Origin of the sequence: Providencia sp. JUb39 (assembly GCF_012272845.1) — a bacterium.
GTDB lineage: Bacteria > Pseudomonadota > Gammaproteobacteria > Enterobacterales > Enterobacteriaceae > Providencia > Providencia lanzhouensis.
This window is the reverse complement of the sequence record NZ_JAAWXD020000001.1, coordinates 1,028,847-1,054,900: the sequence shown is the minus strand read 5'-3', so window position 1 is coordinate 1,054,900 and position 26,054 is coordinate 1,028,847. Positions and strand designations below refer to the sequence as shown.

Sequence of the window (26,054 nt, the reverse complement as noted above, 5' to 3'; positions counted from 1 at the left end):
AAGTTTTTAGAAACCGCCTTGACTCACTCTCTTAAATCAGGTTTAATACGCTCCGTTGCCCGGATAGCTCAGTCGGTAGAGCAGGGGATTGAAAATCCCCGTGTCCTTGGTTCGATTCCGAGTCCGGGCACCACTATTTAAAGAACCCGCCTTAGTGGCGGGTTTTTGCTTTTTAGCCTTTCCAAACTGATTCAACCCCAATCTACTCAGCAATCACCTTAACTTAATCTAAATTTCATAAATTCAGATCTTATTTGATTTAGCTCCACATTTGCGTTGATTTTATAGCGTATAAATAACTATATGATAAAAGTTGTTTTGTAACTTATTGGTAAATAACAAAAAAACAACCGAGAGTTAATCTTCTCTCAACGTTTTTAACCAACTTTTAATCATTAATCATGGCTATTTATAGTCTAATAAATATACAAGACATCATAACAACAAGATTGGCGTATAGTTTCTTATTGCCTTAATCACTTTTAAGCAATGAGCTGAAGGAGCGCTTATGTGTAAAGAATCAGTGAAAAGCCCGATGTATTTATCCATTGCAAACTGGGTAATGAAACAGGGTCGCTGGATCACCGCCAGAGAAATCTCGAATAACTTTGAAATTCCGCATACCAATGCGGTGAATATTGTCTCTTATATTCTTTCGGATGTGGCTGAAATACAGTGTGAAGTCAAAATGATCCCGAATAAATTATCGGGACGAGGCTGCCAATGCCAACGGCTGATTAAAGTGACTAAAATTGATAGCCAGCTTTATTCTCGCCTAAAAAATTACACTTCCGAGAAAATGACGATTGAGTCACCAGTGAAAACGAATCTCGTCCCACCAACAGAACTTAATCGTGAGCAGAAATGGCAGTGGATGCTATCTAAAGCCCAGCGTCGTTAATATTATCTTCACCGACGCCATAACGAAAAAACGCAGGCTCAAAGCCTGCGTTCGTTGAGGTTACTGACAAAGTATTATTGACGATTTTTGCACATTGGTATCATTGACCTTTCGGTTTGACATCCGTGGTTCCCTGCAACCGAGGGCGATTCGGCTCTATCTCAGTTAACGGAATGGCTTCTTCTAAACTTTGAAGATAACGTCCCGCTAAATCTTGATACTCTTTGGTATTTAACTGTTTCCAATAAAGCTCTTCATCGCTCACATGGCGAAAAAAACGCGCAGGTGCGCCAATCAACATTTGTCTTGGCGCACCTTGAAAACCCGCCTTAACAAAACTCATCGCACCAATAATACTCTCATCACCGATGACAGCACCATCCATCACCACGCTATTCATGCCGACCAACGCATCACGCCCAATAATACAACCATGTAAAATTGAGCCATGACCAATATGTCCAGATTCCCGCACAATGGTCTCAACATCACTGTAACCATGCATGATGCAACCGTCTTGAATATTCGCCCCTTTTTCGATGATTAGGCGCCCATAATCCCCCCGTAATGAGGCATTTGGACCCACAAACACATCGGCACCAATAATGACATCACCAATCACCACGGCGGAAGGATGAACGTAGGCCGTTGGATGCACCACGGGAGTCACCCCTTCAAAGCTATAAAAACTCATAATCACCTCACAGTCATCCAATCACTCGTAGGATTAGCGTCCTTTCCAGTTTGGCTCACGCTTCTCTGAGAATGCTAAAGGACCTTCCGTTGCATCTTCGGAGTGCAATACTGCAGGGTAGTTTTCTAACACACCACTGCGCATCAATTTATAGCCCTCTTCCACCGTCAACTCTCCGGTTGCACGGAAAATTTCTTTCAGTGCGGCAACGGCTAACGGAGCGCTTTGTGTGATTTTTTCGGCCAGCTCTCGCGCTTTATCCATTAAATTCTCGATAGGCACCACTTCATTCGCAATCCCCCAGCGCAGCGCCTCTTGAGCATCCATTCGACGCCCTGTCATCACCATTTCATTGACGATAGGCGCAGGCAGAACTTTGGGTAAGCGCAGAACGCCGCCGCTATCAGGCACAATACCTAATTGCGCTTCAGGTAGCGCAAAGCTGGCATTTTCAGAGCAGATAATCATATCTGCCGCCAGCGCTAGCTCAAAACCACCACCAAACGCATAACCGTTCACTGCCGCGATCACAGGTTTATTTAAGTTGAAAATCTCGGTTAATCCCGCGAAACCACCCGGACCAAAATCAGCATCAGGGGCTTCCCCTTCCGCCGCAGATTTTAAATCCCATCCTGCAGAGAAGAAACGTTCTCCAGCCCCCGTAATAATGGCCACTCTCAGCGTTGGATCATCACGAAAATTAAGGAAAACTTCCCCCATTTTAAAACTGGTTTTTGCATCAATGGCGTTAGCTTTAGGTCTATCGAGTACAATTTCTAGCACGGCACCATGACGGGTAACTTTTAATGATTCGCTCATAGTTTAAACCTTTAGGTTGTTATTCGATTATTTCAGATGTTTTTTCAGCACCTTACCAGAGCAATTACGAGGCAAACCTTGACGGACTTCTACCAATGAAGGCACTTTGAACTTCGCCATTTTCGTTTCACAGAAGGCGAAAAACTCTTCTTGAGTTAGCGTAGCCCCCTCCTCCAGCACGATAAACGCTTTGATAGCTTCATCACGAATGGCATCCATCACACCGATAACCGCGACATCTGCAACCGCCGGATGGGACGCAATGATGTTCTCAATTTCACTACAAGAGACATTTTCCCCGCCGCGTTTGACCATATTGCTACTACGATCAACAAAGTAGAAAAATCCATCTTCGTCTTGATAAGCAAAATCGCCAGTGTGCATCCACCCTTCACTATCAAAGGTTTTCTCTGTGGCTTCTGGATTGTTGTAATAGGCTTTAAATAAGGTTTTACCCCGCTCACCTTTTACACATAGCTCGCCGATTTCCCCTATTTTTAATGGTTGATTATGTTTATCTCGAATTTGAGCTTGATAACCAAATCCAGGGCGTCCAATGGACGGCCAGCGCCGTTCATCCCCGGGTCTATCACCAATCAGCCCAACAATAGTTTCAGTCATGCCATACGATGTAAGAAACCGCGTCACCGCAAAGCGATCCATAAACTGTTGTTTTTCTTTATCACTTAAATTGAGATAGAACATCACTTCCCGTAAACAGTGTGCTTGCTCATTGTCGGCAACCGGTTGACTCATTAAGGTGCGGATCATCATTGGGATCAGCTCCGCCACTGTCGCGCGATGCTTCACAATCTGTTGCCAGAAACGCCGAGCACTGTATTTTTCAAGGAGAACAAAGGTTGCCCCAGCAGAGAATGCCGCCATAGCTGCCGTGCATTGGCAATCGATATGAAAAGCGGGCATCACCGTCAAATAGACATCATCAGAACGTAATGCACATTGCCAAGAGGAGTAATAACCTGCAAAGCGCAGATTATAGTGAGTGATAATGACCCCTTTTGGTTTAGATGTCGTCCCTGAGGTAAATAGAATTTCGGCGGTATCATCCACACTGAGTTCAACCTGTTCCGCCAGCACAATCGATTGTTGAGCTAGTTCAACGGTAAAGTCAGTCATACCTTGCTGCGTTGGTAATTGGGTGTCTGAAATTAAGAAGATATGTTCGAGCGCTGTTGCTTTGTCATCGACAAGAGTTTGGTAAATATCGGCAAAATGGGGACGAGTGACAACCAGCCGAGGTTGGCAATTTTGGATGATCCACGCGCTCTCTTCATACTTGAATCGCGCATTGACCGGCACCATGATCGCCCCAATTTTGGCAAGACCAAACCAGCAAAAGAAAAACTCTGGGCAATTATCTAAATGTAACGCAACTTTATCCCCTTTTTGAATGCCATAGCTTAAAAAGAGGTTGGCAGTGCGGTTAATCTGCTGATTCATTTCTAAATAGCTGAATTCACGCACATCGCCATCACAGGATTCAAAGATAAGCGCCTTTTTATTACCGTGAGTTTTCGCAAAATCATCCCACATTTGACGCAAATTTTGTTTACCGATTACATCCATTAATTGTTATCCCATCATTTCCCTAATGTCTATTCAGCCCAACAGGAATGATTGAACTGAATAGTCATTGAATTACTCAACAATTTTAGCCAGCCCTTTCTCGACCAGCCCCCTAATATCATTTTCGTTATAACCAATGTTTTGCAGAATATCCGATGTGTCCATACCGTGAGATGGCATACCGCGCCAAATTTGCCCCGGATTATTTTTGAATTTTGGCATCACGTTTGGACCACGACAGGTACGCCCGTCCATGGTTTGCCAACTGGTGATAGATTCGCGGGCAATATATTGTGGATTGGTTTCTAATTCTGGAATGGTAAGCACCTTGGCACTGGCAATATTCAGCTCCGCCAAACGCGCTAGAACGACATCAATGTCACGCTCCCCTAGCCACTCATCTAATTTTTCTTCAACAAGTGGACCATACGGACACTCAACCCGGTGAATGAGCTGCGTACCTTCAGGGATTTCCGGTGTACCCAATAAGTGAGCAAGGCCAATATCTTTGAAGATTTCTTGGATCTGAGTAATACCGACAATCTCCATGACGATATAACCGTCTTTACAGCTATAGAGACCGCAACCGGCATAATATGGGTCTTTTCCTTTTGTCATTCGTGGGCAAATTTCGCCGCCGTTAAAGTAGTCCATCATGAAATATTGCCCCATACGCAGCATCACTTCGTACATGGCAATATCAATACTTTCGCCTTTACCTGTTTTTTGAACTTTATACAGCGCCGCTAAAGCGGAGGTGGTGGCGGTCATGCCAGAAAAATAGTCTGCGGTATACGGGAATGCCGGCATTGGCTGGTCTTTATCACCGTTTTGAATTAAATAACCGCTGAATGCTTGCGCAATGGTGTTATACGCCGCAAGGTTGGTGTATTGCGGGTCGCCGTATTGTCCGAAGCCTGATAAGTGGGCGATCACTAATTTCGGGTTATGCTCCCACAACAATTCATCGGTGATCCCTCTGCGCGCAAAGGCTGGACCTTTACTGGCTTCGATAAAAATATCCGTCGTTTCCATCAGTTTAAGGAACGCTTCTCGACCTTCATCTTTAAAGATGTTCAGCGATAGCGCCCGTAGATTGCGGCGAGATAGTTGCGGGTAGTTAGGTTGAACGCGAATAGTGTCAGCCCATGCGACGTTTTCGATCCAAATAACCTCTGCGCCCCACTCTGCGAACATTTGTCCGGCAAATGGGCCTGCAATTTCAATCCCTGAAAATACCACCCTAACCCCAGATAGCGGACCAAACTCGGGCATAGGTAAATGCTCTGCCATTTTTTCATCTCCTGTGAAACTAAAGTGATCTCCCGAAAATCTCAGGAGATCAATCAACGACAAACCTCGATTAGCGGTACTGTTTCAGTACGCTACGACCTAATGTCAGTATTTGCATTTCATCTGAACCGCCCGATACACGATCCACACGCAGGTCACGCCAGAAACGTGCGATACGGTGTTCACCTGCAATACCCACACCACCGAGGACTTGCATTGCTGAATCCACAACTGCAAATGCTGCGTTTGCACAGAAGTATTTACACATTGCCGCATCACCAGAGGTGATTAAACCGTTGTCACTCTTCCATGCAGTTTCATATAACATGTTGCGCATCGAATTGAGCTTGATCGCCATATGTGCAAATTTTTCTTGAATTAATTGATAACGACCGATGGCTTCACCAAATTGAACACGTTGGTTGGCATAACGCGCCGCATCTTCAAACGCACACATTGCCGTACCGTAGTTGGTCAATGCCACTAAGAAACGCTCATGGTCAAACTCTTCTTTCACACGGTTAAAGCCGTTGCCTTCACGACCAAACATGTCTTTTTCATCAAGTTCCACGTTGTCGAACGTAATTTCACAGCAGCTATCCATGCGCAGACCCAGTTTTTCAAGTTTGTTCACCTTGATACCCGGCTTGCTCATATCTAAGAACCACTCAGTGAAAACAGGTTTTTCCGGTGAATCAGCATCGCGGCTCATCACCACGATGTATGGGGTGTACGCACTACTGGTGATAAAGCATTTGCTACCGTTTAAGTACACTTTTCCATTACGGCGAGTGTATGTTGTTTGTAAGCTACCAACGTCAGAACCTGCGCCCGGTTCAGTAATAGCGGAGTTCCACATCTGCTTACCCGTACCACGGAACGCCATGATTTTATCGATTTGCTCTTGAGTACCTTCACGCAAAACCGTATTAAAGCCACCTGGTAATTGGTACAGAACATAAGTCGGAGCACCAAGACGACCTAATTCCATCCATACCGCAGCAACCGTAATAAAACCTGCATTTAAGCCACCGTGCTCTTCAGGGATCAGCAGGTTATCAATTTCCATATCCGCTAAGGCTTTTACAAAACGCTCTGGGTATTTGCTTTCGCGGTCGCATTCAGCGAAATAGCTTTCCCAGTTCTCACTTGCCATCAGTTCACGGATCCCTGCGACAAACAGTTCCTGCTCATCATTCAATCTAAAATCCATATCAATAACCTCTTCAATGTTGTTTCTGAGTAAAATTAATCGTTTTTCCAATGCACTCTTGCATCTTTAATAAAGGAGAGCGTTACCATGATGTTCACGAAAAAAAGTGGGCATCCTCCGGCAATAATCGCCGTTTGAATTGGTTTCAATCCGCCTAATGCCAGTAAGACAATGCCAATCACGCCGACAAGTACAGACCAACCAATACGCACTAATAACGGTGGCTCCTCTCCATCTTTCACTGCGCGACAAGTCGACATAGCGAGAGTGTATGAACAGGCGTTAATTAGTGTGACAGTGGCGATAAAGCAGAGGATGAAGAAGCCCCAAATTGTTACAGTGCTCAAAGGTAAAGCGGCCCAAGTTTCAATGATGGCTCGTGCAACACCGAACTCTTCAATCAACTTAGGAATGTTAATGACGTTTTTATCAATCAGTTGGAGCGTGTTACTGCCGAGAATGGTCCAAATTAAGGTAGTACCTGCGGTTAAGCCCGCAACCATACCTAAACACAGTTCACGAACAGTACGTCCTTTGGAAATACGTGCGAGGAAAATACACATTTGAATCGCGTAGATAACCCACCAAGCCCAATAGAACACAGTCCAACCTTGAGGGAATCCACCTTTGCCAACTGCATCGGTATAGAACAGCATGCGTGGCATATACATTAATAATACGCCGACAGAATCTGTAAAATAGTTGGCGATAAAGCTAGCACCACTGACAATAAGCACCCATCCAAGCATTAAGAAACTTAAATAGCTGCGTACATCACTGGCGGCTTTCACCCCTTTTTGCAGACCAAATGCCACACACACCGCATTGAGGATGATCCAGCAGAAGATAATGATCGCATCGAGTTGTAAGGTATGTGGAATACCGAACAGATATTGAATACATTCAGTCACCAGCGGTGTTGCCAGACCCAAGCTGGTTCCCATCGCTAAGATCAATGCAACCAAATAGAAGTTGTCGATAATGGTGCCAAACCAGCCATTGGCACGCTTCTCGCCCACCAGCGGAGCCAGCGTACTACTTGGGCGGATTACATCCATTTTACGAACAAAGAAAAAGTAAGCGAAAGCGACAGAGAGGAAGCTGTAAGTTGCCCACGGCAGCGGTCCCCAATGGAACAAGCTGTAAGCTAACCCGATACTTTTAGCTTCATTAGAATAAGGTGCAAAATCAAACGGCGGCGATGAAATATAGTAATAAATTTCAATCGATCCCCAGAACAGCACAGCGGCTGAAGTACAAGATGCGAACATCATAAAAATCCAGCCAGCTCGGCTAAATTCTGGCTTTTCATCCCCTAAACGTTTCTTTGCATAAGGTCCGAAAATTAACCAAAACCAACCACCAAACATAATGACCATATACCATTCAAATGCCCATCCCCAGACATTGGTGACATAGCTAAAGACTTGGTTAATCACTTCATTTGATGCATCAAGGTCACGTACTGTTAGCCAGCACAGTAACCCAACAATAATTAATGGTGGGAAAAAAACTTTCGGTTCTATTCCGACCTTTTTATTTTCTTTGCTCATAGGTCTATTCCAATTTATTATTTAATACATAAGTTTTAAAACAATAAATATTTAACATTCATTTAATGACTTCTAAATAAATGCCTCTTAAATATGCCCAATTACTTATTATCAATAGCCAATTAAAGATTAATTAATTTATTTACTATTTGAATCATGTCGGCTCACCAATAACAATTCTGTTATTAAGGTCACAATATTATTCGTGATAAAAATTTGTTATTAATTTTTACGTTAAAAATAGAAAAATAAACCAATAAAAACAAAGTGATGAAATATAATGTTAGGTTAATGTTATTAAACTCATTCAGTATTGGTGATTAAGCTAGCAATATTGAACATTAGCTTGCTAACTTGATGATTTTTACAGTATTGGTGAGTAATGTAACAGTATGAATATTTAAACCCGCTTTAATTTAAGGCGTTCAATATTGGTGATGTAGGTTTTATTTTTAAATATCCAGTTCGTGATACTCATATAAATATTAAACCACAACTGTTCCATTTATTTTATTCTAGGAGATGTAATGAATATTATTACATGCTACAAATCTGTTCCTGATGAACAAGATATTGTTGTTAATAGCTCAGATGGCTCTTTAGATTTTTCTCGCGCCGACACTAAAATTAGTCAATATGATTTAAATGCCATTGAAGCGGCGAATCAAATAAAAGCGCAGCAACCAGAAAGCAAAGTTATTGCGTTAAGTATTGGTGGTAAAGCACTGACCAACATGAAAGGTCGTAAAGACGTTTTATCCCGTGGTCCCGATGAATTAGTCGTGGTGGTTGAAGACCAATTCGAATATGCCCTGCCGCATCAAAGCGCGATTGCCCTTAGTGCCGCCGCCAAAAAAGTGGGCTTTGATTTGATTTTGTGCGGTGATGGCTCTGCTGACCTCAACGCCCAGCAAGTCAGTATTTTAATGGGAGAAGAGCTGCAAGTTCCTGCCATTAATGGGGTCAAAAAAATCCTCTCTATTGCACCAGATACCATTGTTGTTGAACGTGAACTCGAAGACGAAATCGAAACGTTATCCATTCCACTGCCTGCGGTTCTTGCAGTGACTTCTGACATTAACGTCCCAGTTATTCCATCGATGAAAGCCATTTTAGGTGCTGCGAAAAAACCTGTTCAAGCATGGACGGCTGCTGATATCGGTCTTGGTGATGTGGCGGCGTTATCGGCTCAATCGATTGCTGCACCAAAACAAAAAGTTCGTCAACGCATCATTATTGAAGGTGATGGCGATGACCAAGTTGCACAGTTCGCTGAACACTTAAGAAAAATCATTAAATAATAGGGGGAGTTATGAGCAAATTATCAACCGTTTGGGTACTGAGTGACATGACTTCTCGCTTACCTGAACTGATCGGCGGCGCACAGACTCTTGGTGAACATGTCAACGTTATCGCATTGGATGACACGCAAACCACGCAAGCTTTTCAACTCGGTGCGAACCAAGTTATTCAATTATCCGGCAAACCTGATGACCGCATTATCGAAGATTATGCAGATACCGTCGTCGATGTGATCAAGCAACATGGTGATACTGGGCTACTGTTACTGCCAAATACACGCCGTGGAAAACTATTGGCGGCACGTTTAGGCGCAAGACTACAAGCCGCAGTCTCGAATGATGCAGCCACTGTCGTCATCGAAGATAACAAGCCAGTTATCAAACACATGGTCTATGGCGGCTTGGCATTCGGCAGTGAAACATTAAGCAGCTCATTTTCCATCGCCACAGTGGCGACTGGGACTTTTGATTCCGCATCAAGTAATGCATCACTTAGCGGCACAGCCCAAGTTGCACAATGGATTAAACCGAAACAATCTGTTGTACGTACCTCGGTTCAGCAAAAAGCGGGTAACTCCGTTGAGTTAGACAAAGCACGCCTTGTGGTCAGTGTGGGTCGAGGCATCGGTAGCCAAGAAAACATTGCCATTGCTAAAGCATTAGCGGATTCCATTGGTGCTGAAATTGCGTGTTCCCGTCCTGTGGCTGAAAACGAAAAATGGATGGAGCATGAACGCTATGTAGGTATTTCCAACCTGATGATAAAACCTGAACTGTACCTTGCAGTCGGTATTTCAGGGCAGATCCAACACATGGTTGGCGCTAATGGTGCTCAAACGATTGTTGCCATCAACAAAGACAAAAATGCCCCTATCTTCCAATTTGCAGACTACGGAATTGTTGGGGATCTTTTTAAAATTCTTCCAGCATTGACTCAGCAACTGGCCAAATAAACATCCTAAGTAGTGGGGGAACTCCCTCACTACTGCATTAAGTTTGGAGACACTATGTCCGATGATATTTTTGATGCAATCATAGTAGGAGCTGGTCTGGCTGGCTCAGTTGCTGCACTGGTACTTGCCCGTGAAGGTGCTCAAGTTCTCCTAATTGAAAGAGGAAACTATGCGGGCGGCAAGAACGTAACAGGTGGGCGCATGTATGCTCACAGTTTAGAGCGGATCATTCCTGGGTTTACCAAAGAAGCGCCTATTGAGCGCATGATCACCCACGAAAAGCTCTCTTTTATGACCGAAACCGGTGCAATGACGGTGGATTACCAAAATGGTGACCCGCAAAAACCCGAAGAAACCTCATGGTCCATCCTGCGTGGAAAACTGGATCCATGGTTAGCTGAACAAGCTGAAAATGCAGGTGCGCAATGCATCACTGGGATCCGCGTTGATAAGCTGGTTGAACGTGATGGCAAAGTCGTTGGTGTCGAAGCTGACGGTGATGTACTCGAAGCCAAAGTGGTGATCCTCGCTGACGGCGTAAATTCCCTTCTAGCAGAACAATTGGGCATGACAAAACGCGTCAGTGCCGAGCACGTCGCTGTCGGCGTCAAAGAGCTGATTGAGCTACCAAAAGACGTTTTACAAAACCGCTTTAACCTTCAAGGTAACGAAGGTGTTGCGTGGCTATTTGCAGGCTCGCCAACCGATGGTTTGATGGGCGGTGGTTTCCTTTACACCAACGAAGATACGATTTCGTTAGGGCTGGTCTGTGGTCTACACCACATCAAAGACGCCAAAAAATCCGTTCCACAAATGCTCGAAGATTTTAAACAGCACCCTGCTGTCGCACCATTAATTGAAGGCGGAAAAATGATTGAATACGCCGCCCATGTGGTGCCTGAAGCTGGTTTAAAAATGCAATCTGAACTTGTTCGAGATGGTGTTCTTGTTGCTGGCGATGCCGCAGGTATGTGCATGAACTTAGGGTTTACCATCCGTGGTATGGATTTAGCCGTCGCTTCAGGTGAAGCTGCAGCTCAAGCCGTACTCAGCGCAATGAAAAAAGAGGACTTTAGCAAGCAAGGCCTAAGCGAATACCTCACCTTGCTGGAACAAGGTCCATTGCGCGATATGAAAGCCTACCAAAGAATGCCTGAATTCTTAGATAACCCGCGCATGTTCACCGCATACCCGGAGATGGCACTTGGTATTGCCAAAAAACTGTTCACCATCTCAGATGAAGCCCCTGTGCCTCTGCGCAAAACCATGCTGCAACATGCGAAAAAAGTCGGCTTTATGAATCTAATTAAAGACGGAATTAAAGGAGTGAGAGCGATATGAGTGCTCCCGTAAACGTTGATGTCAAACTCGGTATTAACAAATTTAATGTCGATGAAGAGATCCCCCATATCGTTATCAAAGAGCAACCTGATATGGCGGTACTCGAAACATTAACCAAAGCCTGCCCAGCAGGTTTGTATAAAAAACAAGATGATGGCTCGGTGCGTTTTGATTATGCCGGCTGTCTTGAATGTGGGACATGCCGCATTCTGGGTCTCGGTAGCGCACTGGAAAAATGGGAATATCCACGCGGTACCTTCGGTATTGAGTTTCGATACGGCTGATATAGCTAGCGCTTACTCTCGAAGCGAAGTTATCCCATAAAGTTATGTTGCTTCGAGAGCTTTTTTTATTCTATTGCGCTAATGCAGGTAACGACTATGCAACCTAAAAGCTTTGATGACATCCAGTTTTCTTCAGTCCACCGCCGCATTATGTTGTGGGGCAGCGGTGGGCCTTTTCTTGACGGTTACGTATTAGTCCTCATTGGCGTTGCCTTAGAGCAGCTCACTCCAGTGCTTAATTTAAGTAATGAGTGGATTGGTTTACTCGGTGCGGCCACGTTAGCGGGGCTGTTTATCGGTACCTCTTTATTTGGCTATATCTGCGACCAAGTCGGTCGCCGTAAAATGTTCCTGATTGATATTGTGGCGATTGGGGCAATCTCCGTCGCTACGATGTTTGTTTCAACGCCTTTACAGCTTCTGTTAATGCGCTTTTTAATAGGCATTGTCATCGGGGCTGACTACCCGATAGCCACGTCGATGATCACCGAGTTCTCCAATACTAAACAGCGTGCTTTTGCTGTCGGGTTTATTGCTGCAATGTGGTACGTCGGTGCCACTTGCGCCAACCTTGTGGGCTATGCTTTATACGATGTTGAAGATGGCTGGCGCTGGATGCTTGGGAGTGCCGTAATTCCCTGCATCGTGATTTTGATTGGTCGTTTTGATTTACCTGAGTCGCCACTTTGGCTGATCCGCAAAGGTCGGCATCAAGAATGCCAAAAGATGATGACCAAATTATTTGGTCAGCCCGTGGTATTTGAGGCCGAAGAGCAAAAGAAAACCCGCTTTATTGATATTTTTACCAAGCGGCACTTCTCTTTTGTCTTATTCACCGCAGCGATTTGGACTTGCCAAGTGATCCCCATGTTTGCCATTTACACATTTGGCCCACAAATTGTCGGGGAACTTGGTTGGGATCAAGGGAAAAATGCCGCACTCGGTAATGTCGTCATTAGCCTATTCTTTATGCTCGGCTGCTTACCTGCAATGTACTGGCTCAACAAAATGGGCAGAAGACCTTTACTAATAGGCAGCTTTGCAATTATGACCTGCGCACTGGCTACCCTCGGTTTATTCTCCAATCTGGGGATCTGCTTGGTGATCATTATGTTCGGTATTTACGCTTTCTTTTCTGGCGGTCCAGGGATATTACAGTGGCTGTATCCGAACGAGCTTTTTCCGACCGATATTCGTGCTTCCGCTGTTGGCGTGATTATGTCTATAAGCCGCATCGGAACCATTTTTTCAACATGGGCACTGCCTGTCTTTATTCACGAATATGGCATTAGCCATGTGGTACTTATGGGGGCAGGCGTTTCGTTAGTCGGCTTAGTGGTTTCCATCCTGTTTGCACCAGAAACCAAAGGATTAACCTTAGCGCAAACCTCCAAGATGAGCATAATGAAAAGAAAATAACCGAATACCCGTTTTAAAAATCTTTCAGCTAATCACAACGAAATCTCGGGGATTAAATATCCCCGTGTCCTTAGTTCTATTTCAGGCTCTTTAGAGATTAATTCAACTTTATCACTTCTTAAAAATTGAATACCCGTAAGGTCATGTCCATAAATATCTTTCAGCGCCCATTCTTTTTTTAAAAAATGGCCGCTTAATAAGGAATCTAGCCGAGCTAAATCAACTTTTATTTTCTCATTAGAATAAGTATTGAGTTTTGTCTGTAATTTATAACGAAGAAATTCCAACATAATAATGCTTGCATTACATATCGCATATTGGTTTATTGACGCTAAATTCCCACCAATGACATAACATTCCCAGTTATGATGAACATCAACAATCGCATCCACTTCACTATTTTCATATAATGGTATAAAGCCATAAAACATCTGAAGAAGAAAAAGAGTTTCACACTCAGTTAAATAATCATCCGAAGATGAAAAACTAGGTAACTTATCTCTAATTAACTGAATATAAGCACATGCTTGTTGAAATTGCTCTAGGTTTAAGTTTGTTTCAACACCATAAAACTGTGTTGATTGGCTACACATATGTGTTAACTGATATTTCATAATATAATCATTTGGGATTGATGCTTTTCAATACTCTTGAAAAACAAATAATGTGTTTTCCAAAATATAAATCGCAATTTAAAATTAATTACATACCGTATCTTTATAAGAGCATCCACTTCAATATCAATTGTTTAAAGCAAAAAAACAACATCAATTATTACATATACAAAAAAGATAGCGCCATACTTTAAAATTCAACAATGAAAATCAAAAATAGATTCATTTTCAATTAATAAAAATTTATTATAGTCCAATATTTTATTAATGATAATATTTTTTCAATTAATAAAACAAGAAACCAATTATATTTATAAATTTATTCAAAATTGATTTTCTTTTTTAGATGGGAATTAAATAGAAACCAATGTTGATAGTTTAAATATAACGATATTTAAACTATCAACTTCAGATAAATGAAATAAAGTAGACGAGCAAGAAAGAATCATTTCACCTTTATGGCATAATCACTTTCCATGTCATCATCACCGCACTGCATAAAATCAGCAATAACGTAATATATTGGAAAGTTCGCTCAGATAATTTCACCAGCAAATATTTCGCTAGCGGCATCACTAACAGTGCCCCTGCACATAAAATTAATGCCAGTTTTAAATCCGTGTGACCATCTTGCGCATAAGCCAGCGCTGAAGAGCCTGATAACACGGTCGTCACCACAATTGATGTACCAATAGCTTGCTTGATATTTAAATCCATATAACGCAATAACATTGGTAGAACGACCACTCCGCCGCCAACCCCTGTTGCACCTAACACTATCCCCGCCAATACCGCCGGGATCGCCATCGCTTTCAGTTGATTTTCTTTCGCGGCAACTTTTTTACGCGGATTAGCAAAAAACATCCGTTGAATAAATAAATACAATGAAAAAATAATCGCAGCGGAGACCAACACATTAATGCCCCACTCCACCTGCTTTTCATAAGCAGGGATACTACCGAGCCACGTCACAAACAGGCTGGATAAAAACGTACTTGGCAACATAATCGCCAAGACAATCAATGCCCCTTTTAGTGGAATATTGCCTAACCGAAAATGCATGTATGACGAAGAGACCTTCATCAACATGGAGAGAAAGTTGGCCGTTGCTACTGCGGCTAAGGCGTTAAGCCCAAAAAAGTAGGTCAGTATGGGTAAAACAATCACACCACCGCCCACACCGGTTGTGCTTATAATCAAGCCAATCAGTGCGCCGATGGCTAACTCTGTGACAATCATGGTGGTTTATCCTGCCTGAGTAACGGCTTGTCGACCTTTTTGCAATGCGATGTCTGCATCTTCATTGGCAAGGGTTAAATATTTGAAAAATAGCGTATCGAATATCACCATCTGCAACACTTGAGGCGTGATCACCCCCAGCTGGGAGTGTTGTTCATCATAGTAATATGGCAGTGTTAAATCCGCGAGACGCGCCGCGTCATCTTGCCCAAAGCGTGTTAAAGCAATCGTCGTGCAGCCATTTTCATGCGCCGACTTCAGCATTCGGTTAACTTCTGGCGTATTCCCTCTTGCTGTCACGGCGATGGCGAGATCCCCTTCACCTAAATTTGCCGAATAGCTCAGCTGCACATGCAAGTCAGGGCTAAATAACGCCGATTTATTAACGCGAATCAGTTTATGGAAAATATCATTCGCCACAATCGCTGATGAGCCAATACCAAAAAGTACAATGCGCTTGGCTTCAACTAATTTTTGCGCAACGGCATCAACCGCGGCGGGCTCTAGCAGCTCTAAGGATTTCTCAATCGCGCTAATAAATAACTGCCCAGATTTAGCGATAATCTGAGCCGTATCATCGTTACGGCTTAGGTTGCCATACAGACTTTCCGCTTTGTGTTGCTTCTCGTCAGACAAATAATCGACTTTGAATTCAGGATAGCCACGGTAGCCCATTTGCCTTGCAAAACGAATGACGGATGCGCTGCTCACACCAGCCTCACGAGCCAATTCGGCGGCATTCATTGCCACAAGGCTATCGCGATATTCCAGCAAAAACTTCGCAATACGCTGCTCTGTGCCTTTGCCTCTCGTCAATAAGCTTTCCAATTTTACTGTCAGTGCTGACATGGCTATACCTTCTTATTATTTTTCTGGATCGTTGAAGCCTATTATCATACTGGCAATGAAACCGACAATCCATGCGCCTGCTACCGCAATCAGAAAATCCAGAATCTGCCCATCACCCACCAACGGGATTAAGGATAAGCCTGCGGTGCCAAATGGAATGATAATCCCCACATGGAAGAACGCCATTAATGCACCGCCCGCAGCCCCACCGATACAGCCGGCAATAAACGGTTTACCCAGCGGTAAGGAAACCCCGAACAGTAATGGCTCACCCACACCGAAGATACCGACAGGTAATGCACCCACTAAGGTTTTCTTTAAACGTTGGTTTTTGGTTTTCAGGAACACCCAGAAACATGAACCCACTTGCCCCATGCCGCCCATGGCTAAGATTGGGAATAAATAATTCAAACCAAAAGTTTGTAGGATTTCCGCATGAATTGGGATCAAACCTTGGTGCAAACCAGTCAGTAATAAGAATAGGAAGCTGCCACCTAAGATCCCCCCCGTAGCGACTGCCCCGCCGCCACTACTTAGCAGCGCTACAGAAACCCCTTGTGCCAGCACTTGGTTCAGATAATGACCCGCCGGTTGGAAGACAACTAACGCCACCATTGCAGAGACTAGAATCGTCACAAACGGCGTCACAATCAGATCCAAACTCTCTTTGATGATGCTTCTAAACCACACTTCAAATTTAGAGGAGAACACCACCACCATCAGCACTGCGAAAATTCCGCCGCTATTCGGTTGGAGTTTTTCACCAAATAAGGTGATATCAGCTAAGCCCGGCATCGCTAAAAGCCCCGCCATCACAGCACCAATCGACGTGGATGCGCCTAATTCTTTCGCGGTATTTACCCCAATCATAATGGATAAATAGGTAAATACGGCGCTACCGATCAGCTTTAATAATTTAAACAGCTCAGGGAACTGCTCAACCACGCCAGGTGCCACTAAGCGCATAATATTAATCAGCCCCATAATCAGACCGCAACCAATTAACGCAGGAATGGTTGGAACGAAAATGGCGGCTAATGTATTCAGCATACGGCGGATAGAGAACGATTTTTTCTCTGGCGCTGATGGTGTACTTTCATCACTTGCTACGCCGCTGTTTTGCATTCTTTTATTCATCACAGAGAAGACTTTCGCCGCCGTCCCCATGCCCACAATCACTTGCTGTTGTTCACCGTTAAAGACAACACCCTTCACGCCCTCCACTTGCTTAAGCGCATCTGCATCAAACTTGCTATTATCTTTTAAAACCAGACGGATACGCGTCATACAGTGGGTTAAGGTACCCACGTTTTCAAACCCGCCCGCATATTTTTCTATTTCTCTGGCAAGCACTTCCAGATGTTCTATCTTATTAGCCATAGGATTTCCCCGGTGTCGACTGAGTTATGACTCTGTTTATGTTATGTTTTACGCTATTCACTGTGACTGTTTAGCATCGAATCCAAACTGGTGTTCGGGTTACACTGAACAATCTCTGTCGCTTGTTGTGCAGTAATATTCAATTCATACATCAAAATGGCACGGCGCGGGTGATAATCCACTTGCTTCAATAATGCTGCCGCAGTGTCTACATCAATCCCGCACACTTCCCCAACAATACGTTCAGCACGACGCAGTAATTTAATATTACTCGCCATCACATCGACCATTAAATTGGTATGAATTCGCCCTAAGCACCCCATGACACAGGTGCTTAGCATGCCTAAAATCATTTTTTGTGCAGTGCCACTTTTCATGCGCGTAGAGCCAGAAAGTACTTCCGCCCCCACATCCGGCGCAATGGCATACTGCGCTAAATCACTGAGCAAACCGTATCCACGGGTGGTTATCCCCACGGTTAATGCCCCGATTTGATTACCATATTCAATCGCCGCTAAGGTAAATGGCGTTCGTCCACTTGCCGCAATACCAATAATCACATCTTTTTCCGTTGCACCGCGTTCCTGTAACTCTTTCACCGACGCTTCCGTTGAGTCTTCAATATTTTCAACGGCTTTCAACATAGCCGAATGACCGCCCGCAATAATCGATTGCACCATTTCTGGCGATGTACCAAATGTTGGCGGACACTCTGCGCTGTCTAATACCGCCAGTCGACCACTGGTGCCAGCGCCCACATAAAAGATCCGCCCGCCTTGTTTTAAACGATCCGCAATCACATCCACCACATTGGCGAGCTCTGGCAATACCGACTGTAATGCCGTTGCTACCGTGCTATCAGCCTGATTGATCACCGTTAACATCGATAAGGTATCTAAGCGAGAAAACTGCAATGTGTCCTGATTAAGTTCATTGTTCAAACAATCACTAAGCGTATTTTCGGTTACTGACATGGCACACCTCAACTGAAACTATATTTCATTAAAAAATACTATTTATGAATTTTAATTTCAATCCTAATCATTACAAGTTATTCACTTGTGATGATTTACGTGACTGGTCTCACAACAACAACATGAAAAAGTGTGAAAGAACCGGTGGCAACTTTATAAAGCGTTTAAGGCTGCCACCGAATGAGGGTTATTTGACGAGCTTACAGCTTCCGAAAGCGGAAGGGATATGGAAGTCTGGCTTCACTGAATCCGGCTTGATCCAGCTGATCCACTTACGCACTTGCTTAGGCTCACCGGCACTAAATTCGCCGCGCAGAATGGCGCACATCAAGGTTTTCTTGTCATTATCTTGCCAAAGATTCAGCTTGGTGAATTCATCCAGATCGATTTTCCCCGTTAATACATAGCCTTCAGGGGTAATTTGTCCCACCGTTTTTAGTGTTTGCCAATTCCAGCTTGGATCCACTTCTCGGTAAAAATTGGCTTTCGCGTCAAATGTACGCCCAGAAGGGTCCATTTCAGCTGTGTAATACGGTTTTAACTCAGGGCTGGTTGCAAAAAATAATTCCACACGGTCTGAATCCAATACCGCCTGATCTTTATCTGCATCTTTGCCTAGCTGGATATCTTTATCGTCAGCAATAAAGCGAAAATAGAGCGCATTATCGCTCCATAATGCACGGAAATCAGTTTTTGGTGGCGTCTCATTTTCCCACGGATACGTGAAGTCAGTGAGCACTTCAGCTTGCTCCCAAACCGCCGATTTTTGAGCATCTTCAAGGGAATTGATCTGCGCAGTATGATGAATGGGGTACTCTTTTGCTGCCACGCTGGCAGTCACTAACAAGGTTGTTGCTGCAAATAGGGTGATTAATTTCATGCCTTGCCTCACTTTATCGGTTTTATAATGTGCGAATTACATCATGGTGTTTTTTATAACGGAATCGTTATGATTATTTAAGAAATTAAATTTCATAACATATAACGAATATAGAATTAAAATTTCACCAAGAGCAAGGCATGTTCAATAAAAACCCTCACATTGTGAAGAGGCTCACTGTTTATAATTTCGTTATTCTGACCTTAAACTTAAGGCTAACTTTTCACGAATCGTATCGATAACCACTCTTATTTTTAGCGGTAGAAAGGACGTAGCAACCCACACGACAGAAATTGGGTAACGAGCACTTTGATAGTCAGATAAAATCTCAACAAGCTGTCCCGAATGTATTTTTTCTTGTGCCAGCCAGTGAGGCAAATACGCAATTCCCGCCCCTTTTATTGTCGCCAACATAATTGTTTGCATATCATCCATAATCAATTTACTGGTGGGTAAATAGCGGTGCTCTTGCTGAGCTCGATCATACACTTGCCAAGGTAAAATGTGTCCGCCCTGTGTGTAGGCAATAAGCTGATGCTTTTCTAATTCGCAGAGTGCCGTCGGCGTACCATTTGCCGTTAAATAATCAGGTGATGCACAAAAAATCATTTTATGGTGGCCAATTTCATGTGCAATCAATTGGTTTGAATCAGCAAGTTGCCCCACTCGCACTGCAACATGAACCCCTTCTTGCTGTAAATCCACATTCCTGTCATTCAATAACGTTTCAATTTCCAATTTCGGGTAAAGGCTCATTAATTCAATCAGTAGCGGGATAACATATAAGTTTCCCAATAGCCTAGGCGCGGTAATGCAGACCTTCCCTTCGACATTACGCTTGCCGCTTTCCAAGAAGTTTGACGCTTCTTGCAGAGAGTTCAGCGCATGACTCGCATATTCATACAGCACCATTCCATCATCCGTTAATGTTTGCTGACGGGTAGTCCGCTGAAACAGTGCAACGCCTAGGCTATTTTCTAAACGTGAAATACTTTTACTCACTGCTGAACGAGTTACATGTAGCCGCTCAGATGCCGCGGTAAAATTTCCACTTTCAACCACCGCAATAAAAATAGGTAAACAGTTCAAATCTAACTTGTTCATATTGGTGCTCATTTGGAAACAATATAAGGAAAGAATATCACTCATTGTCAACTTATCAAGCCAGATATACTGACCACATCCTAAATTGATAAGGAACAATTCCATGAAAATTTTAGTTATCAAATCCAGTATTAACGGTGCACAATCGCAAACCAACACCTTAATTCAGCAATATCTGAATGAACGTAAAGCCCAAGGCTATCAAGACTGTGTTATCGAGCGTGATGTGGCAGAAAACCCATTACCCGTTCTCAATCAAGCCCGTTTCGCAGCATTAAGAGGCGCAGAAATTAGCAATCCTGATTTAAAAAATACCTCAGAGCTTTCTGACCAACTTATTGCAGAGCTTAAAGAGAGTGATTTACTGCTCCTTGGTGCGCCAATGTACAATCTCAATGTGCCAACTGAATTGAAAAATTGGTTTGATTTAGTGGTTCGTGCTAGAGAAACTTTTCGCTATACCGCAACCTACCCACTGGGATTAGTGGAAAATGTCAAAGCACTGGTGTTTAGTGCTCGAGGTGGCATTCATTATGGGCAAGAGACCGATGCAATTACCCCTTATTTAAATTCTGTATTAGGGTTAATGGGTATTAACGATGTTCAGTTTATCTATGCAGAAGGTTTAGATATGAAACCCGAAGGCTATGAGGCTGGACTCGCCAAAGCTCAACAACAATTAATGCATCTCATTCATAGTTAAGTAACATAATAAATCCCCATTCTAAATTATTTAATTCGTGGGGATTTTGTTTTCATTAAATTAACGATAAACACTCTCTTACAATTGTTAATTGTCAGCTAATAGGCTGTATTAATTAATATTTAAATAGTTTATTTCTTTATATAAACAGACTTCACCGCAATACAGCGCACCATAAAAACTCTCATATTGAGTAACAAAAAGCACAAAATGAAAGCAAATATTATATATTGTATCAATTTATTTCATTTCGGGATTAGTAAATAGATTTTATTTATTGATCTACGTCATTATCCAAAAAATATTTTATTTCACTTAAGATTTAACTCACAAAAAGAGTAATTTAATAGCCAATATTCTAGACTTTTTATTTCATTTGAATGTAACATTATATTTCATCATATTTTGAGTATTTACATCATTATTTAACCTATCTACAATTCGCCTCGTTTTGAAATCATCCAATTAAACAACTCATATTTAACCAATCTAGGTAATTAACTAATTATCAATATAATGAAACTAAATGAAAAAATAGGACGTTTTATTAGAAATGCACGGATAAGCAAAGGATTATCTGAAAAAGAATTAGCATCCTTAATATCAATCAGTCAGCAACAAATATCAAGATATGAAAGAGGGATATCGACATTAAGCATTGAAAATATTTTAAGACTTTTAAATGTATTAAATATCCCCTTCGATGAATTCAGTAGCAAGGTAATAAAACCAGAACAAAATAGACTTTTCAATTTACTTATTGACGAGTTAGAAACTGACGGTGTAATTCATGTAGGCAATCTCAAAAATACATAAATGTATTTTTCGGAGTGCATGCTTTATTTTGAATGCAAGCACCAAAAAAGAAATAAGTCCTTTTAAAACTTTATCTAATGGAAAGTAATATAATGAAATTTAAGTTAATCGCTATCGCATTGCCTATTTCTCTAGCTTTATCTGCAAATGTATTTGCAGAAGGAGAACCTAATGCTCCAGAAGAATTAGCTCCTGTGACTGTCAGTGGTGGCGTTGTTAATTTTGCAGGCACCATTGTTAATACCCCTTGTGTTATTGATAATGATGATGCTTCACAAACTGTTAATTTAGGTCAATACCGCCAAGATGGTTTTGATGGTAAAGATTCTGTATCATCACCCGTTGGCTTTGATATTAAATTAACCGGATGTGCAACTGAAACATTTAAAAATGCCTCTCTGACTTTTGATGGTAATACCATTCTTGACGAAGAAAAAATCCTTGCTCCAGTAGCAGCTCAAAGTGGGCAAACAATCGCAACTGGCGTGGGCATCCAAATTTTACAAAACAAAAAGTTAGTAACTGTTAATGGCTCAAAGGCAACGGATGCTATTAAGCTGAATGAAGGTGACAGCACATTACGCTTCCAAGCACAGTACATCGCATTAGCAAATGAAGTTACTGCGGGTTCTGCTAACGCATCTGCCAATTTCACGATTACTTATCAGTAATATTTCTGTCTTTGCACCCGTGTCATAACGGGTGCGCATTATTTTATATCCGGAGTTTTTATGTTTTCGCTACCTAAAGCAAGTCATTATTATCAATGGCTGGTTTCATTATTCTATTTTGGTTTTTCTTCTCTTTGTTTAGCTGGTGGAATTACACTTGATAGCACCCGAATTATTTACCCACAAGAAAGTAAGCAAATTACTACGGGTATTCGAAATACCTCAGATAAATCAGCTTTTCTAGTTCAAACTTGGATTGAAGATGCTAAAGGAAATAAAATAAGCGATTTCATTTCTACGCCACCATTATTTACTAGCGCACCAAGAAATGAAAATACTATTCGATTAGTTTATGCGGGCGAACAATTGGCTAAAGATAAAGAATCTCTATTTTATTTTAATGTAAAAGCCATTCCATCCCTTGATCGAAATGAATTAGCTGATAAGAATGCATTAATCCTTGCGGCTGTAACTCGAGTTAAACTTTTCGTTCGACCAAAAGGATTAAAGATCACACCAAAGGAAGCAGAAAACCTTATCCGATTTAGCAAGATTGATAACCAAAAAATTAAAATATCAAACCCATCACCGTATTACATGACATTAACGGATCTTCGTTCAGGAAATAATGAATTACCATCAACGATGATCGCACCATTTAGTCATATTGAGGTTAATGCACCAGCAGGGTTTGACACCAGTAAATTGACGTTCAGTTCAATCAATGATTTTGGTGGGATCACTTCACCAAAACCAGCCATTTTCAATTAAGAATTAATCTATTTTATTTCAAATGGAAATAAGGTTTTCTATGTTCGTTTCACTAAAAAAATACAAAAAAATCATCAATAACCATTTGAGACCCTCATACTTATTTATCTGCCTTTTTGTAATACCAAGCACTAACGCCCAAGAGGGAGAAAATTACTATTTTCCACCTTCGTTGATCTCTATCGATTCAGAGCATATTGCTGACTTAAGTACTTTCGTAAGCCAAGGTTCACAATTACCAGGAACCTATGACGTTGATGTTTTATTGAATGGCAATCTCAAATACAGAAGAAATATTACCTTTGTCAAAGCACAAGATTGCCAAAAGCTAGATGACCAATTACCCCAATTAGTAGCAGACCAAACAGGGTTAATTCCACTGTTAACACCGCAGGAACTGGCTGAGCTGGGAGTCAATATTGATAGCCTTCCATTACTGCAATCGGACAACCATCAATGTATTCCTCTGGCGCAATTAATTCCTAATGCGAGCACTGAATTTGATTTTCCGAAAATGAAATTGAATATCAGTATTCCTCAAATAGCATTAAATAATTTAGCCAAAGATGAAATCCCAACAAACCAATGGGATGAAGGAATTAATGCATTATTTACCAGCTATACATTAGGTGTCACTGATAACCAATATCAGCACGATTTCAGTAAAAATATCTATTTGAATCTAAGAAATGGCGTCAATTTAGGGAGCTGGAGATACCGTGATAACCGGACATGGACCAGCTATAAAAGCAAACATAATCAAGAAAGTAACTGGCAACATCTCAATAGCTATGTCGAGCGAGGAATCATCCCTTGGCGAAGCCGTTTAGTATTAGGGGACAGTTCAACCAATAACACCGTTTTTGATTCACTGACGTTTCGTGGCGCACAATTGCGAACGGACGAAAGTATGTACCCGTCTAGTCAGCAAGGGTTTTCACCGATTATCCGCGGCGTAGCAAACAGTAATGCGACCATTGAAATTCGCCAAAATGATTATTTAATTTACCAAGCTAATGTCGCGCCTGGTGAGTTCGCTATTACTGACTTAAACGCCATGAGTTCGAGTGGTGACTTGCAAGTCAGTATTCTTGAAGCAAACGGCGATGTTCAATCATTTATCGTGCCCTATTCCTCTGTTCCGGTGTTATTACGAGAAGGCCGAATGAGTTATAGCCTGACCGCCGGTGAGCTTCGCTCGGATAACAGCCATTATGATACAACTCAATTTGGAGAAACGACGCTTATCTGGGGAGCATCGTCATTAACAACGCTGTATGGCGGCGTTCAATATGCTAAAAACTATCTGGCAGGAGCAGTCGGTACCGGTTTTAACTTAGGGACATGGGGAGCATTTTCAGCAGATCTCACCCATGCGAATAGCCAATTAACCGATGGGAGCCGCTATCAAGGGCAATCACTGCGTTTTCTATACGCACGAGCCTTCCCTGAAACTGGCACTAATCTCCAACTCACTGGGTATCGCTACTCAACTCGAGGCTACTATACCCTACAAGAAACCTCGCTAAATCGGATGTCTGGTTGGCTATCACAAAATGAAACCCTTGATACCAATGGGGAACTGAAAACCAACAATACCGACTATTTCAATCTTTACGATAATAAACGAGAAAGAATACAGACTAATATCTCACAAAAGATAACAGGGGTTGGTTCTATTTATTTAACCGGTGTCCGCCAGAGTTTTTGGGAGCGAAATGGCAGTTCGGTGTCCATACAATCAGGGCTGAGTAGCCAGATTGGCGATATTAATTACACGCTCTCATATGGATTAAATAAAAATGTTGATCAATACGATGTAAAAACAACGGATAGGAATATTTTCTTAACGGTATCCATCCCGTTACAGAAGTGGTTGCCTCAAGGAGCACCGTCAATGTATGCCTCTTATAGTGTTAACCACGATAACCAAGGAGAGTTAATCCAGCAGACCAGTTTAAGCGGGAGTTTACTGGCTCAACAAAACCTGAATTGGAACGTTGCTCAAGGGTATTCATCGAGTAATGGGAATGACGGAAATATCAACTTAGCCTACCAAGGCGGCTATGGAAATACTCAAGCCGGTTATAGCTACGGTCAGGATTACCGTAAAGTTTCAACGGGTATTTCTGGTGCAGTGACCCTGCACTCTGACGGCATCATTTTTAGTCAACCCCTTGGTGAGACCAACATTCTGATTTCGGCACCGGGAGCGAACGATATTCCCGTCGAACATACCAGTGGTGTGAAAACAGATTGGCTCGGTTACACCATCAAGCCTTATGCAACGCCATATCGTTTAAATCGTGTTGCCCTAGATAGCAGCGAATTAGATGAACAAACAGAAATTGAAAACAGCGTTCTTACGACGGTGCCGACTCGTGGAGCTATCGTCAAAGCAAACTTTGTGACTCGCCAAGGTGCTCGTGCACTGGTTCACATCGTAAAAAATGGCAAAAACTTGCCTTTCGGCACCTTGGTCTCGATTAGGCATCAAACGGCAATTGTGAATGATGATGGGCAGGTTTATTTATCTGGGCTCGAATCTTCTGGTGAATTAACCGCCAAATGGGGACATGACGATGAAAACCAGTGCCAAGCCACATACTCGTTACCTGAAAATGCAGATCTGCAATCATTAATTCGATTCGATGTTAATTGCCAATAATCATTGGTCAATAACAAAACTATTTTA

General features: G+C 42.5%; 24 protein-coding genes and 1 tRNA gene. 12 read left to right on the top strand and 13 right to left on the bottom strand.

Going from position 1 to position 26,054, the window contains the following annotated elements; all coding sequences use genetic code 11:
- Window positions 1-57: 57 nt before the first annotated feature.
- Window positions 58-133: transfer RNA gene (locus HFU86_RS04645), tRNA-Phe, on the top strand.
- 375 nt (window positions 134-508) lie between these two features.
- The gene (gene caiF / locus HFU86_RS04640; protein ID WP_036954132.1) at window positions 509-901 is read left to right on the top strand and encodes a carnitine metabolism transcriptional regulator CaiF; all 393 of its coding nucleotides are present in this window, start codon (window positions 509-511) and stop codon (window positions 899-901) included.
- Between the two features lie 100 nt (window positions 902-1,001).
- Here caiF and caiE read toward each other — a convergent pair whose 3' ends face one another.
- The 6 genes from caiE to caiT all read right to left on the bottom strand — a co-directional run bounded on the left by caiE (window position 1,002) and on the right by caiT (window position 8,060).
- Window positions 1,002-1,595 (bottom strand): carnitine operon protein CaiE, encoded by a 594-nt coding sequence (gene caiE, locus HFU86_RS04635; protein WP_187128810.1) that lies wholly within the window; start codon window positions 1,593-1,595, stop codon window positions 1,002-1,004.
- Between the two features lie 33 nt (window positions 1,596-1,628).
- Complete coding sequence (gene caiD, locus HFU86_RS04630) at window positions 1,629-2,414, bottom strand: crotonobetainyl-CoA hydratase (protein ID WP_187128809.1); 786 nt, start codon at window positions 2,412-2,414, stop codon at window positions 1,629-1,631.
- Window positions 2,415-2,441: 27 nt separating this feature from the next.
- Window positions 2,442-4,001, bottom strand: coding sequence for a crotonobetaine/carnitine-CoA ligase (gene caiC / locus HFU86_RS04625; protein ID WP_187128808.1), 1,560 nt, complete (start codon window positions 3,999-4,001; stop codon window positions 2,442-2,444).
- 72 nt (window positions 4,002-4,073) lie between these two features.
- The gene (gene caiB / locus HFU86_RS04620; RefSeq protein WP_132496247.1) at window positions 4,074-5,294 is read right to left on the bottom strand and encodes an L-carnitine CoA-transferase; all 1,221 of its coding nucleotides are present in this window, start codon (window positions 5,292-5,294) and stop codon (window positions 4,074-4,076) included.
- Between the two features lie 70 nt (window positions 5,295-5,364).
- Window positions 5,365-6,507 (bottom strand): crotonobetainyl-CoA dehydrogenase, encoded by a 1,143-nt coding sequence (gene caiA / locus HFU86_RS04615; RefSeq protein ID WP_132496246.1) that lies wholly within the window; start codon window positions 6,505-6,507, stop codon window positions 5,365-5,367.
- A gap of 35 nt (window positions 6,508-6,542) precedes the next feature.
- Window positions 6,543-8,060, bottom strand: coding sequence for an L-carnitine/gamma-butyrobetaine antiporter (gene caiT, locus HFU86_RS04610; RefSeq protein ID WP_036954118.1), 1,518 nt, complete (start codon window positions 8,058-8,060; stop codon window positions 6,543-6,545).
- 527 nt (window positions 8,061-8,587) lie between these two features.
- On the opposite strand from caiT, the gene fixA reads away from it, so the two are divergent.
- The 5 genes from fixA to HFU86_RS04585 all read left to right on the top strand — a co-directional run bounded on the left by fixA (window position 8,588) and on the right by HFU86_RS04585 (window position 13,358).
- Window positions 8,588-9,361, top strand: a complete 774-nt coding sequence (gene fixA, locus HFU86_RS04605) for a putative electron transfer flavoprotein FixA (protein WP_132496245.1) — start codon at window positions 8,588-8,590, stop codon at window positions 9,359-9,361.
- 11 nt (window positions 9,362-9,372) lie between these two features.
- Window positions 9,373-10,314, top strand: a complete 942-nt coding sequence (locus HFU86_RS04600) for an FAD-binding protein (protein ID WP_187128807.1) — start codon at window positions 9,373-9,375, stop codon at window positions 10,312-10,314.
- A 54-nt stretch (window positions 10,315-10,368) separates the two neighbouring features.
- Entirely contained in the window at window positions 10,369-11,655 is a 1,287-nt protein-coding gene (fixC, locus tag HFU86_RS04595; RefSeq protein WP_036954109.1) for an FAD-dependent oxidoreductase FixC, read from the top strand.
- The gene (gene fixX, locus HFU86_RS04590; protein ID WP_036954107.1) at window positions 11,652-11,939 is read left to right on the top strand and encodes a ferredoxin-like protein FixX; all 288 of its coding nucleotides are present in this window, start codon (window positions 11,652-11,654) and stop codon (window positions 11,937-11,939) included. The genes fixC and fixX overlap by 4 nt, the downstream gene beginning before the upstream one ends.
- A 72-nt stretch (window positions 11,940-12,011) precedes the next feature.
- The gene (locus HFU86_RS04585) at window positions 12,012-13,358 is read left to right on the top strand and encodes an MFS transporter (RefSeq protein ID WP_279432375.1); all 1,347 of its coding nucleotides are present in this window, start codon (window positions 12,012-12,014) and stop codon (window positions 13,356-13,358) included.
- A gap of 32 nt (window positions 13,359-13,390) precedes the next feature.
- On the opposite strand, the gene HFU86_RS20050 is transcribed toward HFU86_RS04585, so the two are convergent.
- The 7 genes from HFU86_RS20050 to HFU86_RS04550 form a co-directional block, all read right to left on the bottom strand.
- The gene (locus HFU86_RS20050; protein ID WP_187128806.1) at window positions 13,391-13,972 is read right to left on the bottom strand and encodes a hypothetical protein; all 582 of its coding nucleotides are present in this window, start codon (window positions 13,970-13,972) and stop codon (window positions 13,391-13,393) included.
- Between the two features lie 456 nt (window positions 13,973-14,428).
- Entirely contained in the window at window positions 14,429-15,211 is a 783-nt protein-coding gene (locus tag HFU86_RS04575) for a sulfite exporter TauE/SafE family protein (RefSeq protein WP_187128805.1), read from the bottom strand.
- A gap of 6 nt (window positions 15,212-15,217) precedes the next feature.
- Window positions 15,218-16,060, bottom strand: coding sequence for a MurR/RpiR family transcriptional regulator (locus tag HFU86_RS04570; protein ID WP_036954098.1), 843 nt, complete (start codon window positions 16,058-16,060; stop codon window positions 15,218-15,220).
- Between the two features lie 15 nt (window positions 16,061-16,075).
- The gene (locus tag HFU86_RS04565; RefSeq protein WP_187128804.1) at window positions 16,076-17,440 is read right to left on the bottom strand and encodes a PTS transporter subunit EIIC; all 1,365 of its coding nucleotides are present in this window, start codon (window positions 17,438-17,440) and stop codon (window positions 16,076-16,078) included.
- A 53-nt stretch (window positions 17,441-17,493) separates the two neighbouring features.
- Entirely contained in the window at window positions 17,494-18,414 is a 921-nt protein-coding gene (murQ, locus tag HFU86_RS04560) for an N-acetylmuramic acid 6-phosphate etherase (protein WP_187128803.1), read from the bottom strand.
- Between the two features lie 187 nt (window positions 18,415-18,601).
- On the bottom strand, window positions 18,602-19,294 hold the full coding sequence (locus HFU86_RS04555) for a carbohydrate-binding family 9-like protein (protein ID WP_187128802.1): 693 nt from the start codon (window positions 19,292-19,294) through the stop codon (window positions 18,602-18,604).
- Between the two features lie 192 nt (window positions 19,295-19,486).
- Complete coding sequence (locus HFU86_RS04550) at window positions 19,487-20,398, bottom strand: LysR family transcriptional regulator (RefSeq protein ID WP_187128801.1); 912 nt, start codon at window positions 20,396-20,398, stop codon at window positions 19,487-19,489.
- A 103-nt stretch (window positions 20,399-20,501) separates the two neighbouring features.
- Here HFU86_RS04550 and HFU86_RS04545 point away from each other — a divergent pair, with 103 nt between their 5' ends.
- The 5 genes from HFU86_RS04545 (at window position 20,502) to HFU86_RS04525 (ending at window position 26,027) form a co-directional block, all read left to right on the top strand.
- Window positions 20,502-21,101: an FMN-dependent NADH-azoreductase gene (locus HFU86_RS04545; protein WP_132496237.1), complete on the top strand. Its 600-nt coding sequence runs from the start codon at window positions 20,502-20,504 to the stop codon at window positions 21,099-21,101.
- Between the two features lie 516 nt (window positions 21,102-21,617).
- On the top strand, window positions 21,618-21,917 hold the full coding sequence (locus HFU86_RS04540) for a helix-turn-helix domain-containing protein (protein WP_132496236.1): 300 nt from the start codon (window positions 21,618-21,620) through the stop codon (window positions 21,915-21,917).
- Between the two features lie 92 nt (window positions 21,918-22,009).
- Entirely contained in the window at window positions 22,010-22,588 is a 579-nt protein-coding gene (locus tag HFU86_RS04535) for a fimbrial protein (protein WP_187128800.1), read from the top strand.
- Between the two features lie 60 nt (window positions 22,589-22,648).
- The gene (locus HFU86_RS04530) at window positions 22,649-23,359 is read left to right on the top strand and encodes a fimbria/pilus periplasmic chaperone (protein WP_187128799.1); all 711 of its coding nucleotides are present in this window, start codon (window positions 22,649-22,651) and stop codon (window positions 23,357-23,359) included.
- A 40-nt stretch (window positions 23,360-23,399) separates the two neighbouring features.
- Entirely contained in the window at window positions 23,400-26,027 is a 2,628-nt protein-coding gene (locus tag HFU86_RS04525; protein ID WP_255425938.1) for a fimbria/pilus outer membrane usher protein, read from the top strand.
- The last annotated feature ends 27 nt before the right edge of the window (window positions 26,028-26,054 follow it).

Coding starts and splice junctions, on each gene's coding strand:
- caiE (WP_187128810.1), bottom strand. CDS start 1,595: ATGAGTTTTTATAGCTTTGAAGGGGTGACTCCCGTGGTGCATCCAACG.
- caiC (WP_187128808.1), bottom strand. CDS start 4,001: ATGGATGTAATCGGTAAACAAAATTTGCGTCAAATGTGGGATGATTTT.
- fixA (WP_132496245.1), top strand. CDS start 8,588: ATGAATATTATTACATGCTACAAATCTGTTCCTGATGAACAAGATATT.
- HFU86_RS04540 (WP_132496236.1), top strand. CDS start 21,618: ATGAAACTAAATGAAAAAATAGGACGTTTTATTAGAAATGCACGGATA.
- HFU86_RS04565 (WP_187128804.1), bottom strand. CDS start 17,440: ATGGCTAATAAGATAGAACATCTGGAAGTGCTTGCCAGAGAAATAGAA.
- caiF (WP_036954132.1), top strand. CDS start 509: ATGTGTAAAGAATCAGTGAAAAGCCCGATGTATTTATCCATTGCAAAC.
- HFU86_RS04530 (WP_187128799.1), top strand. CDS start 22,649: ATGTTTTCGCTACCTAAAGCAAGTCATTATTATCAATGGCTGGTTTCA.
- HFU86_RS04555 (WP_187128802.1), bottom strand. CDS start 19,294: ATGAAATTAATCACCCTATTTGCAGCAACAACCTTGTTAGTGACTGCC.
- HFU86_RS04570 (WP_036954098.1), bottom strand. CDS start 16,060: ATGTCAGCACTGACAGTAAAATTGGAAAGCTTATTGACGAGAGGCAAA.
- HFU86_RS04575 (WP_187128805.1), bottom strand. CDS start 15,211: ATGATTGTCACAGAGTTAGCCATCGGCGCACTGATTGGCTTGATTATA.
- caiB (WP_132496247.1), bottom strand. CDS start 5,294: ATGGCAGAGCATTTACCTATGCCCGAGTTTGGTCCGCTATCTGGGGTT.
- HFU86_RS04535 (WP_187128800.1), top strand. CDS start 22,010: ATGAAATTTAAGTTAATCGCTATCGCATTGCCTATTTCTCTAGCTTTA.
- caiD (WP_187128809.1), bottom strand. CDS start 2,414: ATGAGCGAATCATTAAAAGTTACCCGTCATGGTGCCGTGCTAGAAATT.
- caiA (WP_132496246.1), bottom strand. CDS start 6,507: ATGGATTTTAGATTGAATGATGAGCAGGAACTGTTTGTCGCAGGGATC.
- HFU86_RS04545 (WP_132496237.1), top strand. CDS start 20,502: ATGAAAATTTTAGTTATCAAATCCAGTATTAACGGTGCACAATCGCAA.
- murQ (WP_187128803.1), bottom strand. CDS start 18,414: ATGTCAGTAACCGAAAATACGCTTAGTGATTGTTTGAACAATGAACTT.
- HFU86_RS04600 (WP_187128807.1), top strand. CDS start 9,373: ATGAGCAAATTATCAACCGTTTGGGTACTGAGTGACATGACTTCTCGC.
- fixC (WP_036954109.1), top strand. CDS start 10,369: ATGTCCGATGATATTTTTGATGCAATCATAGTAGGAGCTGGTCTGGCT.
- HFU86_RS04525 (WP_255425938.1), top strand. CDS start 23,400: ATGTTCGTTTCACTAAAAAAATACAAAAAAATCATCAATAACCATTTG.
- HFU86_RS20050 (WP_187128806.1), bottom strand. CDS start 13,972: ATGAAATATCAGTTAACACATATGTGTAGCCAATCAACACAGTTTTAT.
- fixX (WP_036954107.1), top strand. CDS start 11,652: ATGAGTGCTCCCGTAAACGTTGATGTCAAACTCGGTATTAACAAATTT.
- caiT (WP_036954118.1), bottom strand. CDS start 8,060: ATGAGCAAAGAAAATAAAAAGGTCGGAATAGAACCGAAAGTTTTTTTC.
- HFU86_RS04550 (WP_187128801.1), bottom strand. CDS start 20,398: ATGAACAAGTTAGATTTGAACTGTTTACCTATTTTTATTGCGGTGGTT.